General features: G+C 33.3%; 20 protein-coding genes. 12 read left to right on the top strand and 8 right to left on the bottom strand.

Annotated elements, in window-relative coordinates; translation table 11 throughout:
* Positions 1 to 13: 13 nt before the first annotated feature.
* Positions 14 to 745: a biotin--[acetyl-CoA-carboxylase] ligase gene (locus NAT47_RS02460; RefSeq protein WP_250579917.1), complete on the bottom strand. Its 732-nt coding sequence runs from the start codon at positions 743 to 745 to the stop codon at positions 14 to 16.
* Positions 746 to 830: 85 nt separating this feature from the next.
* On the opposite strand from NAT47_RS02460, the gene rsfS reads away from it, so the two are divergent.
* The 10 genes from rsfS to NAT47_RS02410 all read left to right on the top strand — a co-directional run bounded on the left by rsfS (position 831) and on the right by NAT47_RS02410 (position 7,578).
* The gene (gene rsfS / locus NAT47_RS02455) at positions 831 to 1,202 is read left to right on the top strand and encodes a ribosome silencing factor (RefSeq protein WP_250579915.1); all 372 of its coding nucleotides are present in this window, start codon (positions 831 to 833) and stop codon (positions 1,200 to 1,202) included.
* 6 nt (positions 1,203 to 1,208) lie between these two features.
* Positions 1,209 to 3,152 carry an ATP-dependent zinc metalloprotease FtsH gene (gene ftsH, locus NAT47_RS02450; protein WP_250579913.1) on the top strand — a complete coding sequence of 648 codons (1,944 nt, stop codon included), beginning with the start codon at positions 1,209 to 1,211 and terminating at the stop codon, positions 3,150 to 3,152.
* A gap of 104 nt (positions 3,153 to 3,256) precedes the next feature.
* Complete coding sequence (locus NAT47_RS02445) at positions 3,257 to 3,862, top strand: lactate utilization protein (protein ID WP_250579911.1); 606 nt, start codon at positions 3,257 to 3,259, stop codon at positions 3,860 to 3,862.
* A 4-nt stretch (positions 3,863 to 3,866) separates the two neighbouring features.
* On the top strand, positions 3,867 to 4,673 hold the full coding sequence (locus NAT47_RS02440; RefSeq protein ID WP_250579905.1) for a phosphatidate cytidylyltransferase: 807 nt from the start codon (positions 3,867 to 3,869) through the stop codon (positions 4,671 to 4,673).
* The gene (locus NAT47_RS02435; protein WP_250579903.1) at positions 4,663 to 5,316 is read left to right on the top strand and encodes a phosphatidylserine decarboxylase family protein; all 654 of its coding nucleotides are present in this window, start codon (positions 4,663 to 4,665) and stop codon (positions 5,314 to 5,316) included. The genes NAT47_RS02440 and NAT47_RS02435 overlap by 11 nt, the downstream gene beginning before the upstream one ends.
* Positions 5,317 to 5,319: 3 nt before the next feature.
* Entirely contained in the window at positions 5,320 to 5,601 is a 282-nt protein-coding gene (locus NAT47_RS02430; protein ID WP_250579902.1) for an acyl-CoA-binding protein, read from the top strand.
* 11 nt (positions 5,602 to 5,612) lie between these two features.
* Positions 5,613 to 6,386: a superoxide dismutase gene (locus NAT47_RS02425; protein ID WP_317236566.1), complete on the top strand. Its 774-nt coding sequence runs from the start codon at positions 5,613 to 5,615 to the stop codon at positions 6,384 to 6,386.
* A 7-nt stretch (positions 6,387 to 6,393) separates the two neighbouring features.
* Positions 6,394 to 6,807, top strand: coding sequence for a PH domain-containing protein (locus tag NAT47_RS02420; RefSeq protein WP_250579901.1), 414 nt, complete (start codon positions 6,394 to 6,396; stop codon positions 6,805 to 6,807).
* Between the two features lie 73 nt (positions 6,808 to 6,880).
* On the top strand, positions 6,881 to 7,315 hold the full coding sequence (locus NAT47_RS02415; RefSeq protein ID WP_250579899.1) for an HNH endonuclease: 435 nt from the start codon (positions 6,881 to 6,883) through the stop codon (positions 7,313 to 7,315).
* Positions 7,316 to 7,332: 17 nt separating this feature from the next.
* Complete coding sequence (locus NAT47_RS02410) at positions 7,333 to 7,578, top strand: hypothetical protein (RefSeq protein WP_250579897.1); 246 nt, start codon at positions 7,333 to 7,335, stop codon at positions 7,576 to 7,578.
* Between the two features lie 89 nt (positions 7,579 to 7,667).
* Here the strand turns inward: NAT47_RS02410 and carB are convergent, their stop codons facing one another.
* The gene (gene carB, locus NAT47_RS02405) at positions 7,668 to 10,523 is read right to left on the bottom strand and encodes a carbamoyl-phosphate synthase large subunit (RefSeq protein WP_250579895.1); all 2,856 of its coding nucleotides are present in this window, start codon (positions 10,521 to 10,523) and stop codon (positions 7,668 to 7,670) included.
* 167 nt (positions 10,524 to 10,690) lie between these two features.
* Entirely contained in the window at positions 10,691 to 10,852 is a 162-nt protein-coding gene (gene rpmH / locus NAT47_RS02400) for a 50S ribosomal protein L34 (RefSeq protein WP_007136275.1), read from the bottom strand.
* Between the two features lie 165 nt (positions 10,853 to 11,017).
* On the opposite strand from rpmH, the gene NAT47_RS02395 reads away from it, so the two are divergent.
* Positions 11,018 to 11,533, top strand: a complete 516-nt coding sequence (locus NAT47_RS02395) for a DUF2892 domain-containing protein (protein ID WP_250579893.1) — start codon at positions 11,018 to 11,020, stop codon at positions 11,531 to 11,533.
* A 44-nt stretch (positions 11,534 to 11,577) separates the two neighbouring features.
* On the opposite strand, the gene NAT47_RS02390 is transcribed toward NAT47_RS02395, so the two are convergent.
* Genes NAT47_RS02390 through NAT47_RS02380 form a run of 3 tightly spaced genes read right to left on the bottom strand, consistent with a single transcriptional unit; the run spans position 11,578 to position 13,509 of the window.
* Positions 11,578 to 11,946, bottom strand: a complete 369-nt coding sequence (locus tag NAT47_RS02390; RefSeq protein ID WP_250579891.1) for a sulfite exporter TauE/SafE family protein — start codon at positions 11,944 to 11,946, stop codon at positions 11,578 to 11,580.
* A 10-nt stretch (positions 11,947 to 11,956) separates the two neighbouring features.
* A complete protein-coding gene (locus NAT47_RS02385) occupies positions 11,957 to 12,844 on the bottom strand; it encodes a lytic transglycosylase domain-containing protein (protein ID WP_250579889.1) in 888 nt (295 codons plus the stop codon).
* 2 nt (positions 12,845 to 12,846) lie between these two features.
* Complete coding sequence (locus NAT47_RS02380) at positions 12,847 to 13,509, bottom strand: YqiA/YcfP family alpha/beta fold hydrolase (protein WP_250579888.1); 663 nt, start codon at positions 13,507 to 13,509, stop codon at positions 12,847 to 12,849.
* A 52-nt stretch (positions 13,510 to 13,561) separates the two neighbouring features.
* Between NAT47_RS02380 and NAT47_RS02375 the strand changes: the two genes are divergently transcribed.
* Entirely contained in the window at positions 13,562 to 13,843 is a 282-nt protein-coding gene (locus tag NAT47_RS02375; RefSeq protein ID WP_250579887.1) for a GNAT family N-acetyltransferase, read from the top strand.
* 43 nt (positions 13,844 to 13,886) lie between these two features.
* Here the strand turns inward: NAT47_RS02375 and mtaB are convergent, their stop codons facing one another.
* Both mtaB and NAT47_RS02365 read right to left on the bottom strand, forming a co-directional pair.
* Positions 13,887 to 15,215, bottom strand: coding sequence for a tRNA (N(6)-L-threonylcarbamoyladenosine(37)-C(2))-methylthiotransferase MtaB (gene mtaB, locus NAT47_RS02370; RefSeq protein ID WP_250579886.1), 1,329 nt, complete (start codon positions 15,213 to 15,215; stop codon positions 13,887 to 13,889).
* A 129-nt stretch (positions 15,216 to 15,344) separates the two neighbouring features.
* Entirely contained in the window at positions 15,345 to 16,205 is an 861-nt protein-coding gene (locus NAT47_RS02365; protein ID WP_250579885.1) for a T9SS type A sorting domain-containing protein, read from the bottom strand.
* Positions 16,206 to 16,241 lie beyond the last annotated feature (36 nt).

Here is a 16,241-nt window from a genome sequence, read left to right as displayed (position 1 = left end):
GAAGGGTTTTATTTTAGTACAACATTTTTACTTCTTTAACATCAAAAAAGGCAACTGAATCATCTTCAAGCAAAACTGCTAATTTTCCATCGCGTGTTACTTCTTTTATTTTGCCTACAAAGCGTTTTCCAGAAATAGCTTCAAAACTAGAAACCACTTCTTTCTTAAACAAAATACGATGATAAGTATCCCAAAAATGAGTTTCACCTAACACTTTCAACTGCTTAATGTTAGATTCAAATTGATTTACAATTGCAATTAAAAGAGTTTCCCTATCAAATTCCTTTTTCGCCAACAAAAACAAAGAGGATGCTTGAGGTAAATTGTTAAATTGAGATTGATTTAGGTTCAAACCTATTCCAATTACAGATTGCACTTCGTTTGAGTTCTTGAAAGTATTTTCGATTAAAATGCCGCCTATCTTTTTATTCTCTGCCAAAATGTCGTTTGGCCATTTTATGACAAGATCTAAATCACATACCGTTTGTAGTGCTTCAACAATACTTAATGCCACAACAATATTTAAAGTAAACAAACTACTCACGTTATCCAATTTTTGACGATATAAAACACTAAAAACAAGATTTTTAGCATTTTCTGACTGCCATCCAGATCCTCGTTGTCCTTTGCCATCGGTTTGAAAATCGGTACTCACAACGGTGAAATTTTCAACAACTTCTTGAGTCGAAAGTACTTTTAAAAAACTGTTAGTAGAATCTATGGCATTGAGTTTGATGATTCTCATAATTCGAAGACAAAATTTAATCTTATGTTAAGGTTCAAAAATAATCACAAAAAATGATACCTTTGCATAAAATCAAAAATATTACATGACGAAAAAGAATACGAATAATGATGATTTATTAGCACTGATCATCAAAGGAATTGAAGACGTAAAGGGAAATGATATCAGCATCCTTGATTTAAGGGAAATAGAAAACACTGTTTGTGATTACTTTGTAATTTGCAGCGGTAACTCAAATACACAAGTAAATGCTATTGCAGGTTCTATACAAAAAGTAGTGTCTAAGGAACTTAAAGAAAAACCTTGGCACGTAGAAGGAGAACAAAATGGCGAATGGATTTTAATGGACTACGTAAGCATTGTAGTTCATGTTTTCCAAAAACACATAAGAGAATACTACAACATTGAAAGTTTATGGGGCGATGCAAAAATCACTACCATAGACACAAATTACTAAAATTTTATGGCATTAAATAATAATTCTGGCTTTAAGTTTAGTCCATGGATGAGTATTTTACTTGTCCTGACTATTTTTTTTACGATAAGTTTATTTACTTCAGGTTTAGATTTAGGAAATCCTGCTCCTACGACTTTATCCAAATTTTATCAATATTTAGATAAAAATCAAGTTGAAAAAGTAGTATTTACCAATACAAAAGCAACCGTATACCTTAAAAAAACTGCTTTAACAGATAAAGCTCACGAAAAAATCAAGAATGATGTTTTTGGAAAATTAAACACCAAAGGACCTCACTATTTCTTTGAAATTGGAGATTTAAAAACGTTTCAAGAGAATTTACAAAAAGCATCAAATGAAGGTAAACTTACCGAATATGAGAAAGAACCTGAAAGTATGTGGGGTGAAATCATCTCTATGCTTTTACCTATTGTAATACTAGTAGGACTTTGGATATTCATGATGAAAAGAATGTCGGGCGGCACAGGAGGTGGCGGTGGTCAAATTTTCAACATCGGAAAATCAAAAGCTAAATTATTTGATGAGAAAAACGATGTTAGAGTTACGTTTGAAAACGTAGCCGGACTTGAAGGGGCTAAAGAAGAAATTCAGGAAATTGTTGAATTCCTTAAAAACCCTGAAAAATATACTTCTATTGGTGGTAAAATACCTAAAGGAGCACTTTTAGTAGGACCTCCAGGAACAGGTAAAACATTATTAGCAAAAGCAGTAGCTGGAGAAGCTAAAGTTCCTTTCTTCTCGTTATCAGGTTCTGACTTTGTGGAGATGTTTGTTGGAGTTGGAGCATCTCGTGTACGCGACTTATTTAAACAAGCTAAAGAGAAATCACCTTCTATCATTTTCATCGACGAAATTGACGCCGTGGGAAGAGCGCGTGGTAAAAATAACATGACAGGTGCTAATGATGAAAGAGAAAACACCTTGAATCAGTTACTAACTGAAATGGATGGTTTTGGAACCAACTCAAATGTTATTGTATTAGCCGCAACGAATCGCGCTGATGTTTTAGACAAAGCATTATTACGTGCAGGGCGTTTCGACAGACAAATTTATGTGGACTTACCTGACATTAGAGAACGTAAAGAAATCTTTGAAGTACACCTAAAACCTTTGAAAAAATCAGAGGAATTAGATACCGAATTCTTAGCTAAACAAACCCCAGGATTCTCAGGTGCTGATATTGCTAATGTTTGTAACGAGGCAGCTTTAATTGCAGCTCGTAAAGACAAAAAGGCAGTAGACAAACAAGACTTCTTAGATGCTGTTGACCGAATTGTTGGCGGATTAGAAAAGAAAAATAAAATTGTTAGTCCAGAAGAAAAACGCGCTATTGCTATTCATGAAGCTGGACATGCTACAGTAAGTTGGATGCTAGAACATGCAGCACCTTTAGTTAAAGTTACGATTGTTCCACGTGGGCAAAGTTTAGGGGCTGCTTGGTATTTACCAGAAGAACGCTTAATTGTTAGACCTGAGCAAATGTTAGACGAAATGTGCGCTACAATGGGAGGTCGAGCAGCAGAAAAAGTTATTTTTAATAAAATTTCAACGGGAGCTTTAAGCGATTTAGAGAAAGTTACACGCCAAGCAAGAGCCATGGTAACGATTTATGGTTTAAATGAAAAGCTTGGAAATATTACATATTACGATTCTACAGGACAATCTGACTATAGTTTTTCAAAACCGTATTCTGAAGAAACTGCTAAAGTAATCGATACTGAAATCTCTAAACTTATTGAAGAGCAATATGACAGAGCCATTCACATTTTAGAGACTAACAAAGATAAATTATTACAACTAGCTGATATTCTGATTGAAAAAGAAGTTATTTTCAAAGATGACCTAGAAACTATTTTCGGAAAGAGACCTTTTACAAAAGAAGACCAACCTACAAACGAAAATACCGAAGAAAATAGTATTTCAGAATAATTAACTTATCAACAAAATATTATTAATAAAAATCTTAGTTCTGTATGTGTAGAACTAAGATTTTTTTTATCTTTGATTTTAATAGACAAAAACCAGCTAAATAGATGAGTCTTTTTAGAAAATTTTTTGGTGTTTTAGGAGACGAGGAAGAAAACGATAAAAAGCAAGATATCAAGAGTCCTTATACTCCAGACATCACATTGCCGATTGACGAACAATTTACTTTCAATTTCAAAGCAAATGGAGGTAAGTTTATTTATTGCGAAAACTTAAGGGAAATCTCTGAAAACTTTGAAAATATTTTAGCAGAAAACGATTGGTTTGAATGCAACGCTCAATGTTTTGATAATCGTTTACTATACTTACTTAATGAAAATAAATTAACCTACAATAACGATACTAACCCCGTTTTTTTCTTGTCTTCGTGTGAAAACTTGATAGCTGATGAAGGCTCTATACTGTTTTCATCAAATCAGTTAAAACACTTTAAACCCAATGAACTACCAGTAAATATGGTTGTATTTGCCACTACAAGTCAAATAGTTAATAGCAAAAGTGATGGTTTGAGAAAAATTAAGAGTACACACGAGAAAAATTATCCTTCAAATATTACTACTATTAAATATTTTGAAGAAGTAAAAGAACAAGATTTCCTTCACTACGGAAGTTGTCACAAAAATCTATACCTACTTCTTTTAGAGGATCTATAAAATAATGAACGAAACGCTAAAAAGAGCATTATCTGGAGCCGTTTATGTTTTATTACTGCTAAGCTCCATTTTATATTCCAAAGAAGGATTAGCTATTCTTTTTGGCGCTTTTTTAGTAATTGGAGTTTATGAATTCTGCAAAATGTGCAAGCTCAATTGGTACATCAGCATTCCTCTGGCCGCTGGAGCCTATTTTTATTTATGGAATAAAAATATCAACATCAATTTAAACACGATTGTAACTGTTATTTCAGTTCTTACTGCTGTAAAGTTATTGTTGTATCTTTTCAATACCAATAAATCTGATTTTAAAACCTACACTCGTTATTTTATTTTATTTGGCTATGTAGTGCTTCCATTTGTTATTGCAAATTACGTAGCAATGGGTGTGAAAGGCTACAATCCTAAAATTTTAATTTCGATTATAGTTCTAATCTGGACCAACGATACTTTTGCTTATTTGGTGGGTAAAAATATTGGAAAGAACAAATTGTTTCCAAGTGTTTCACCCAAAAAAACCATAGAAGGATTTGCTGGTGGTTTGGTATTCACTATCATTGGAGGTATTGTATTGGCTAAATTTTATATTTTGGCTTCAACCCTTTACATTTGGGTAGTGATAGCTGCAATAGTAAGTGTTTTTAGTACTTTAGGCGATTTAATCGAATCAAAATTAAAACGTGTAGCCGGAATTAAAGACACTGGAAATATCATGCCAGGACACGGAGGCATTCTAGATCGTCTAGATAGTATTATATTTGTAATCCCTTTTATTAACTTATTTTATTTAATTTTATATTATGTTTCATAAAGAAGGCGCTAAAATCATATTCATCACCCTAATATTAGTTGTGGGAATTATTTTCTTAACCGATGCATTTGTTTCTGTAAATTGGTTACGAAGTGCGTTATACATTCTAGCAATAGCGATACTGGTTTTAGTATTGCAATTCTTTAGAAACCCAACTCGTATTGCCGACAATAGCGACAATCATATCTTAGCTCCTGTTGACGGAAAAGTGGTTGTTATTGAAGAAGTTTACGAACCTGAATACTTCAAAGACAAACGACTAATGGTGTCTATCTTTATGTCGCCTATTAATGTTCACGTAACGCGTTATTGTGTGAATGGAATTGTTAAATACAGTAAATATCACCCAGGGAAATATTTAGTTGCTTGGCATCCAAAAGCAAGTGAAGAAAATGAAAGAACTACTGTGGTTATCAACAATAGAGTATACGGTGAAATCCTTTATCGTCAAATTGCAGGGGCTTTAGCTCGACGTATTGTAAATTATGCTAAAGAAGGAATGCGTGTAGTACAAGGACAAGATGCAGGTTTCATTAAGTTTGGTTCTAGAGTTGACATTTACTTACCCTTAGGAACAGAAATCAATGTAAAACTAGGTGATAAAGCTATCGGAAATAAAACGATAATCAGTAAAAAAGCATAAATAATGAGCGAAAAGGATTTGAATACATTATTCGATGAAGCATTTGCTAATGCACAATTGGTTCCACAAGAATCAGTGCCGCACGATGTGCAATTGGTATTGTATGGCTTGTACAAACAAGCAACTTCCGAAACTACCACTCCGCTCCTATTCCAAAATCCTCAAGACATCATTAACGCTTTCAAACTTAACGCTTGGATGCAAGTAAAACATCTTACAGTTGAAGAAGCTAAAACCGAATACATTCGAATCATAAACGAATTATTAAAAGAACGAAATCTTTAAGCACTACTACCATGAAAAAGTCATTATTGTGGATAGCTTGTGTATCACTAATGATGGCAAGCTGTAGAAAAGAAAACGAACTTATCGAAGTAAAAATACCAGATCCAGAAGTAGAAACTAAAATTTCCGCTTTGGGCAATCCTGCAGATGTTAAAGTTACTGAAGGTGGCGTTTTTCAAATGCGAGGATTAAAATACGCTTATGATGATTTACAACCTCATATTGATGGTCGTACTATGGAAATTCATTATTCGAAACATCATTTAGGTTACGCTAATAAGTTAAACAAGGCTGTTATTGGAACCGATTTAGAACTAAAAACAGTTGAAGACATCCTAAAAAACTTAGACGTAAACAACAAAGAAATCCGAAACAACGCGGGTGGGTATTATAATCATAATTTGTTTTTCGAAATTTTAAATCCAAAAGGAGGTGGTACTCCTACAGGCGCTTTAGCCGAAGCCATTACTACCGAATTAGGTTCATTTGACAACCTACAAAAACAACTTACCGATGCCGCAGCTGGCCAATTTGGAAGCGGTTGGGCATGGTTAGTAGTTACTCGCGACGGAAAACTAGCCGTTACCAGCACTGCCAACCAAGATAATCCTTTAATGCCAAGTGCAGAAGTAAGAGGAACACCTATTTTAGCCATCGACGTTTGGGAACACGCTTATTATTTACATTACCAAAACAAACGTAACGAATATTTAACGGCCATTTTCAATGTAATCGATTGGAAAGTAGTAAATGCAAAATATGAAACGGCAATAAATAAATTGTAAAAAATTTATGAAAATCTATAAATCCAAAATAAGTATCGGATTAGTTCTTTTCTTATTACTCTTGTTTGGAGGTATAGGATTTAAAGTTCTTTCGGAATCCTTTGATTTGCTTAGTGTGCTGCTTTTTATTAGTCCGCTATTATTTATTGCATATATCTTTACTTCTATAAAGTATATCATAAAGGATACTACACTCATAGTCAAAGCAGGATTCTCTATGAACGAGAAAATCGACATATCGTCTATTCGAAAAATTGAAGCTACTAACAACATTATTAGTTCGCCTGCCGCTTCTTTTGACCGACTAGAAATTTTCTACAAGACATATGAAAGTATCATTGTTTCTCCCGAGCACAAACACGAATTCTTATCCGATTTGACAAAAATTAATCCTCAAATTGAGATCAAGCTCTCAAAATAGCAACTTATTTTAAATTTAGATTATACAACAAACATTAAATTATTTCGTTTTTATCTGTAATTAACTATAAAATATGAAAAAGCTTTTTTTACTACTGTCAATATTTTTATTCAGCTTAAATAGCTTTTCACAAAGCCGTTACATTTCAGAAACAACAAAAAAAATTGTATTTACAAGAGATGGTGGTATTTGTCAATGTTGTGGTAATACTGAAAATTTAGAATATGATCATATAATACCATACTCCTGCGGAGGAAGTAGTGATGTTTCAAACGTTCAGTTACTTTGTTTTAAGTGTAATCGAAGTAAATCAAATAGTTGCTATTGTAAAATTCATAATAAAAAAGTAGGTATAGATTGTTGTGATGGAAATTCTTCGGGAGAAAGTTACTCCAAATCTGAGCAACCCAAGAATACAGCATCACAATGCACAGGCACAACAAAGAAAGGTTTTAGATGTAAAAATAGAACAACTAATCAAAGTGGACGTTGCCATCATCACCAATAAAACTAAAATTAAGAAAAATGGAAAAGATTTTTTTATTTGCATTAGATAGTAATACACAAGAAGTCATTGTATCCGATTCATCAAAAGGAAGTAACCAGATAAACTTCATTGAACGAATCAAACAAACTGATAATGAATTGCTTTACAGTGCAGTTCAAACATTGACATTAATTACCAAATCACCAAATTTTGATATATCAATTTTCAACTCTATGGAAAAAATTTGCAAATCAATTTACAACAAACATAAGAAATTGAAATAATTCAAATTAGATTACCTGATAACTCGGAATTGCATTCCGTGCCCATAATCAATAAAAAAATCCCAATCTTTCGATTGGGATTTTCTGTATTACTTCGTTAAATACATTTTTCTTCTTGAATACAAATCGTAGAATTGATCGTCTTTCAAATCATCGATAAATAAAATGCTTTCTCCTGTAGATTTCATTTCAGGCCCTAATGCTTTGTTTACATTTGGGAACTTACTAAAAGAGAATACGGGTTGTTTAATCGCATACCCTTTTAATTGTGGGTTGAAAGTAAAATCAGTAACTTTATTATGACCTAACATTACTTTTGTTGCGTAATTTACATATGGCTCCCCATATGCTTTAGCAATAAATGGAACTGTACGAGAAGCTCTTGGATTTGCTTCAATAATGTAAACAATATCGTCTTTTATCGCAAACTGGATATTGATTAACCCAACCGTTTTTAAAGCCACCGCAATTTTCTTTGTATGGTCTTTAATTTGTTGCATCACAAACTCACCTAAATTAAATGGTGGCAATGTAGCGTTGCTATCTCCCGAATGTACTCCACAAGGCTCAATGTGCTCCATAATTCCTATGATGTACACATTTCCATCCGCATCGCAAATGGCGTCTGCTTCTGCTTCAATAGCACCATCTAGATAATGGTCTAACAACAATTTATTATTAGGAATATGTTTTAAAATCTCGATAACGTGTTCTTCCAACTCTTGTTTGTTGATAACAATTTTCATTCCCTGACCTCCTAATACATAAGAAGGACGCACTAAAAGTGGGAAGTCTAATGAATCTGCTAGTTGAACTGCTTCTTCCGCATTCTCTGCTACTCCAAATCTTGGGAACGGAATATTTAATTCGGTTAACAATTCAGAGAATCTTCCTCTATCTTCTGCTAAATCTAATGCATCAAAAGAAGTTCCGATGATTTTAATTCCGTTTTTCGATAATTTTTCTGCTAATTTCAAAGCCGTTTGACCACCCAACTGAACAATTACACCTTCTGGCTTTTCATGTTGGATAATATCGTAAATGTGTTCCCAAAAAACAGGCTCGAAATACAATTTATCTGCCGTATCAAAATCGGTAGAAACTGTTTCTGGGTTACAGTTAATCATAATGGTTTCATAACCACATTCTTTGGCTGCTAAAACTCCGTGAACACAAGAATAATCGAATTCAATTCCTTGTCCAATTCTATTGGGTCCCGAACCTAAAACGACTACTTTCTTTTTATCTGTAACAACACTTTCGTTGTGAACATATTTAGTTCCTTCTGCTTTTTCAATTTCAGCTTCAAAAGTCGAGTAAAAATAAGGCGTTACTGCTTTAAATTCCGCCGCACAAGTATCTACTAATTTGAATACGCGTTTGATGTTAAAATCCTCTCGTAATTTTCGAACTTGACTTTCCAAACAACCCATCATGTGGGCAATTTGACGGTCTCCATATCCTTTTTGTTTCGCTTCTAAAAGCAATTCTCTAGGTAAGGTATCAATTTTATAATTTGAAATTTCTTTTTCTAGATGGAATAATTCCTCATACTGTTTCAAGAACCACATGTCGATTTTCGTAATCTCGTGAATTCTACTTAAAGGAATTCCCATCGCAATAGCATCATAAATTACGAAAACACGATCCCAACTAGCAAACGTTAATTTTTCAATGATTTGTTCGTAGTTCTGGTAACCTTTTCCATCCGACCCCAAACCATTACGTTTGATTTCCAACGACTGAGTAGCTTTGTGAAGCGCTTCTTGAAACGAACGCCCAATTCCCATCACTTCGCCTACCGATTTCATTTGAAGACCTAACGTGCGGTCTGAGCCTTCAAATTTATCGAAGTTCCATCTTGGTATTTTTACAATTACATAATCTAAAGTTGGTTCAAATAAAGCTGAAGTTGATTTTGTAATTTGATTTTGCAACTCATCTAAGTTGTAACCTAAAGCTAATTTCGTTGCAATTTTTGCAATTGGATAACCCGTTGCTTTTGATGCTAATGCCGAAGAACGCGATACACGAGGATTAATCTCAATCGCCACAATATCTTCCTTATCATCAGGTGAAACTGCAAATTGTACATTGCAACCTCCAGCAAAATTTCCGATAGAGCGCATCATTAAAATCGCCATATCACGCATTTTCTGGAATGTGGTATCCGATAAGGTCATTGCAGGTGCTACTGTAATCGAATCTCCAGTATGAATTCCCATTGGGTCCATATTTTCAATCGTACAGATGATCACTACGTTATCGTTTTTATCTCGAAGCAACTCTAATTCATATTCTTTCCAACCAAGTAAAGCCTTATCAATCAACACTTCGTGAATAGGAGAAGCTTCTAAACCACGGGTTAATAAATCATCAAAATCTTCTTTTTTATGTACAAAAGCAGCTCCAGTACCACCAAGGGTAAACGAAGGGCGAATTACCAACGGAAATCCAAACTCTTGCGCAATTTCTTTTCCTTTTAAGAACGAATTAGCTGTTTTTGCAGGTGCTTGCGGAATTCCAATTTGATTTAAAAGTACTTTGAATTTTTCTCTATCTTCAGTTATATTGATGGCATTGATGTCTACTCCAATCAAACGCACTCCAAAATCTTTCCAAATTCCTTTTTCTTCCGCTTCAATTGCCAAATTAAGTGCCGTTTGACCTCCCATTGTTGGTAAAACAGCGTCTATTTGTGGATGCGCTTTAAGAATTTCGATGATGGATTTAGTGGTTAAGGGCTTCAGATACACATGATCCGCCATGGAAGGGTCGGTCATGATTGTCGCTGGGTTAGAATTAATTAAGATAACTTCAATTCCTTCTTCTCTTAAGGAACGAGCGGATTGAGAACCTGCATAATCAAATTCGCAAGCTTGACCAATAACGATAGGTCCAGATCCAATAATTAAAACCGATTTGATTGTAGTGTCTTTAGGCATTGTGTTGTTGTTTGTTGTGGGTTGTAGTTATATTGTGATTATAAAATTACTAATTTTCAAAGGTTTGTAACGAAATGAAAATCAAAATTTTTCAAATTTTATAAACAGTTTAAAAAAAAGCCGTTACTCATAAAAGTAACGGCTAATATATTGTTTAAGCTAAAACATTATTTTTTGTGTCTTGGTTCGCAAGAAACAGTTAATTTATGTCTTCCTTTAGCTCTTCTACGAGCAAGCACTTTTCTTCCATTTGCAGAAGCCATTCTATCCATGAAACCGTGCTTATTTCTTCTTTTTCTTTTTGATGGTTGAAACGTTCTCTTACTCATTGTAGTATCTTTTAAAATCTATAAATTAAATCTTTTTTAAACTCAAAGGCTCCCTGTCTTGAAAACCGAGTGCAAATATACAAAGACTTTTTTCATTCGCAAATACTTTTTTAAAAATATTTTTAATTGATTTTATTACCTTTGCACTCAACAAAAACACTTATTATGTTTCACAAAAATATCAAATTAATTTTAGCTGCATTAATTATAGCTTTTGGAATTTATCAATTCACTGAAAACAACATTGGAAATGGAATCTTTTTACTATTGTTCTCTACCATTTTTATTTTCTTATATTTCAAAAATGAGTTCATTTTGTTAGCGTTTTTAAAATTGAGAAAACAAGATTTTCCTGGTGCTCAAAAATGGTTGGCTTATATTAAAAATCCAGAAGCGGCTTTAGTTAGGAAACAACAAGGGTATTACAACTATCTTAACGGATTAATGGTATCTCAAACCAATTTAATTGAAGCTGAAAAATATTTCAAAAAAGCTATTGCATTAGGATTATCAATGGATCAAGATTTGGCTTTAGCAAAATTACAATTAGCAGGTATTGCCATGACAAGAAGAAGAAAATTAGAAGCTACCAATCTTTTAAATGAAGCTAAGAAATTAGACAAACACAATATGTTGAAAGACCAAATCAAAATGATGAAAGACCAAATGAAGAAAATGTAATTTTTCTTTTTATAATAAAAAAAGCATCTTACAAGGTGCTTTTTTTATTTGCCTATCAACATTTTCCCTGCAATAAATAAAAGAATAAACCCAAATACTTTTTTTAGTACTTTTTGGTCTAAACCAATGGCTATTTTGCTACCGAAATAACCTCCTACCACAAAAAACATAGCTATAACCGCAGCATACCTCCAATCGATATGTCCTTCTTTATAGTAATTATAAACAGCAACAGCAGTTACCGGCACTACTAAAACCGCTAAACTTGTACCTTGTGCTTGATGTTGGGTAAAGCCTAATAACAGCACCAACATGGGAACCATTACTACACCACCACCTACTCCAACCAAACCACTTAAGATTCCAGCTAGAATTCCTATTACCATCAAAGATAAAATAACTTGAAAATCCATTGGTTGCTTATTATTTGTTATATCCTGAAGTTGGGATTTCGATTTCATATTTTTTTCCTGTAGTGTTGGTTAATTTTTTATCGCGTAACCAAGGATTGTGAATTTTTAAAATCTTATAATTCACGCCTTGAATTTTGGCAAACTTTGCTAAATCAGTAATCGAAGAATCAATTACTATTTTTTTAGTTGGAATTGTATAATACAACGCTTCTTTTGGAATACTAAAACCATATTTATGAGCATGTGTCATAATTTCTTTTAAGGCTAGAATTCTAAAAACATATCGAGATGTTTCCTCAGTTAATAGTAAATCATAGTAATTATCTACTTGCTGCTCCTCTAATCTTTTTGAAATACCATTCATTCCGCCATTATAAGAAGCCGCAGCTAATGTCCAAGAACCAAATTTTTCTTTGGCTTTTAAAAGATATTTACAAGCTGCCTCCGTTGATTTTTCTAAATGATAACGTTCATCAACCTCATCACTTACTTCCATTCCTTTTTCCTTAGCTGTCTCTGGCATAAATTGCCAAATTCCTCTAGCACCAGCAGGTGAAACCGCATTCACTAAACTACTTTCAATTACCGCTAAATACTTAAAATCATCAGGCACACCGTATTTAGCTAAAATAGGTTCGATTATTGGAAATACTTTATTGGCACGTTTAATAACCAAAGTCGTGTTAGTATGATAATTCATATTAGTAATCATTTCTTTATCCAAACGTTCTTGAACATCTGCCATAAAGGTTGGTACTTCTTCACCAGAAAAGTCCATTTTCAGACTATAACCTATTGGCGAATATTTTGTATCATCTGAAACTACTCCATAAATTAAGGAACTTGCTAAAAGAGCAACCATTCCTATAATTAGCATTTTCTTTAGATTCTTTCTCATTTTCAATCGTTTAAAATTAATTTAGGTAAGTTTTCATTCAACCATTTGAACTTATTAACAATCATAATGTGTGTTCCGCCTTTTACAACAATACATTTTTGAATGTTTTTAATCGGAAAAACCTCATCCGCATCACCATGAATATGAACAACCGATTCATTTACTTCTTTTTGGCTCCAACACAAAATGGTTTCGATAGCCCAATCTAAATAATGCTTATCACGAACGGATAAATATTTTTCATACAATTTTAATCGCTTGGCTACAATATTATCTCCAAAAGCATATTTTACCAATTTTTCAATATCCGCTAAAAGTTGAGTTGGAATTAACTTATACGCTTTTGTTGCCTTTGCTACTTTAAAACGCTGAGGAAATTCAGTATTCGATTTAACACTTGAAATGATAATCACTTTACGAACTTTCATTTGCTTTGCGATTTCCTGAACCAAAACTCCACCAAAAGAAACCCCAACTAAAACAGGATTTTCATGCTGAATTTTCTCGATCATGCGATGGGCATAACTTTCGATACTTTCTTTTTCATTTGGCAAAAACCATTCCAAAAAATGCATTTCAAATTGGTCTTCTGGTAATTGTATGTTTTCAAAAATTGTTGGACTTGCGGCCAAACCTGGCATAAAATAAATTGGAATCTTACTCATTACCATTGTTTTAAAAAAGTTTCGTAAATTTGCACCCTAATTGAAAGGCATCATGGAAATCAAAGATAATGAACTTTTAAGACAATTTGAAATTATTACCAACTCGGGGTTAGTCGCTATTGAATATTCTATACAAGAACGCAAGTTGTTTTTGACTAAATTTTGCAGCAATAATAACGAAGACGAGGAGTTACATAACGAATTTATCAAATCGGTTTTAGAAATTGCGCTAGAACGTAAATTAAAAGTGGTTCCAACGCATTCCAAATTTGTTAGCTTCTTCAGGAAAAACAGAAAATATCAAGAAATGTTACCTCCGGGAATAAAATTATAATTTCAGATTAACATAAAATAAATCCCGAATGAATCGGGATTTTTTATGCTTCTACGTTTAAAAATTCCATTCTTACGCTTCCGTCTTCGTCAATCTTGGTTAGATTAATTTCGTGTAATGTATTGACTAATTCTGGATTCCAAGGTGTTTTTACTTTTACGTAATTTTCTGTAAATCCGTGAATGTAGCCTTCTTTATTTTCGCTTTCGAATAAAACGGTTCTATTGGTTCCAATTTGACTTTCATAAAACGCTCTTCTTTTCTTAACCGAAAGTCCGCGTAACATTTTACTTCTTTTCGAACGCACGTTCATTGGCACTACTCCATCCATTTCTACCGCTTCAGTATTATCTCTTTCCGAATAAGTAAAAACATGTAAATAGGAAATATCTAAATCATTCAAAAAATGGTACGTTTCTAAAAAATGATCATCTGTTTCACCTGGAAATCCAACAATCACATCAACTCCAATACAAGCATGAGGCATTACTTCACGAATCTTAGCTACTCGATCCGAATATAATTCTCGCATATAACGACGTTTCATTTTCTTCAAAATATCGTTTGAACCCGATTGTAGTGGAATGTGAAAATGCGGAACGAATGTTCGACTTTGTGATACGAATTCAATCGTTTCGTTTTTCAATAAATTAGGTTCTATAGAAGAAATTCGCAAACGCTCGATTCCTTCTACTTCATCTAAAGCTTTTACTAAATCAAGAAAAGTATGTTCGTGTTTTTTATTTCCGAATTCTCCTTTTCCATAATCGCCAATGTTAACACCAGTAAGAACAATTTCTTTTATACCTTGTTCTGAAATTTCTTTGGCATTTTTCAACACATTTTCTAATGCATCACTTCGAGAAATTCCACGAGCTAACGGAATCGTACAATACGTACATTTATAATCACAACCATCTTGCACTTTTAAAAACGCGCGTGTTCTATCGCCAATTGAATAACTTCCTACATAGAAATCTGCCTCTTCGATTTCACAGGAATGTACTTCACCCATGTCGTTTTTCGACAAGTCATTAATATAATCGGTAATCTTGAATTTTTCGGTAGCGCCTAAAACCAAATCAACACCATCAACTGCGGCTAATTCCTCTGGTTTTAATTGGGCATAACAACCGACTGCGGCAACAAATGCTTTGTCGTTTAGCTTCATTGCTTTTTTAACAATCTGCTTAAATTGCTTATCCGCATTATCCGTAACCGAACAAGTATTGATTACATAAATATCGGCAATTTCTTCAAAATCAACACGTTCAAATCCTTCATTTTGAAAATCACGTGCAATTGTAGACGTTTCTGAGAAGTTTAACTTGCATCCTAAAGTATAGAACGCGACTTTTTTCTTGTTTTCCATAAGTAAATCTCAATTAATGAAATCGTTGTCAAAAAATTGAGACTGCAAAGTTAAGTATTAATTTAGAATACAAAAAATAAACTCTTCCAAGGATTTGAAAGAGTTTATCACGTTTGATTATATCAATATTTAATTTTTCAAGAATTTTTTTGTCAACACACCATCACCAGATTTAATATTTACTAGGTAAACACCACTTTGTAATTGAGAAACATCAATAAAAGTTGAGTTCGAACTCATAATACTTCTACCGTTAACATCTAGTATAGTTACAGATTCTATTGTAGCGACATCAGATTGTATAGTCAACAAATCTTGAACTGGATTAGGATATAATTTGATCGAATTTTCAAAATTAAAATCTTGACTACTCAATGCTGTAGGATTTCCGGTAGCTGTCAAAACAATATGAACATTAGGAAATCCAATAGCAGCAATATCTGAAATAGTGGAAATTCCGCACGCTGAAGCTGAAATATAGGAAGGAGCCGATTGTCCTAAGCCGTTGCTTCCGGGAAAGAAACCTGCCCCATTACCACCACTATCGGTTTGTGCATTGTTAATTTTTAAAGCAATAATCATTTGTTGTGTTGAAACCATTATAGGAGTTGCAAGAGTAACTGGAACGATATTTCCAACATATGAACTTAATATTTCAACACTTTGAGAACCTAAAAGTGTCAATGTACCTGCTGGAAAAACACCTCCAGAATTCGAATACACCTGAACTTCTACGAAATATGAACCCGTACCAGGGGTATATTCTTCTACTCCAAAATCTATTCTGTTAACTTCAAACTGAGAATAACCCAACGCAGTTAAATCAAAATATCTATAAAAATAATTTTCAGTCGGAACTCCATTTATGTTACATGTCACAGTACTTGGAGTAACTATTGTCATACTAGTATTCTGTGACAAAGTTATAGCCGTTTGAGTAAAACCAATTGTTGATACCCCAAACAATAAAAAGAGAGTAATTTTTTTCATTTGATTTAATTTAATAGTTTATATAAATTTAATAAA

The sequence above is a fragment of the Flavobacterium fragile genome (assembly GCF_023634865.1).
Taxonomy (GTDB): domain Bacteria; phylum Bacteroidota; class Bacteroidia; order Flavobacteriales; family Flavobacteriaceae; genus Flavobacterium; species Flavobacterium fragile.
Note: the sequence above shows the minus strand (reverse complement) of the source record. Positions and strands in the feature narration are given on the sequence as shown.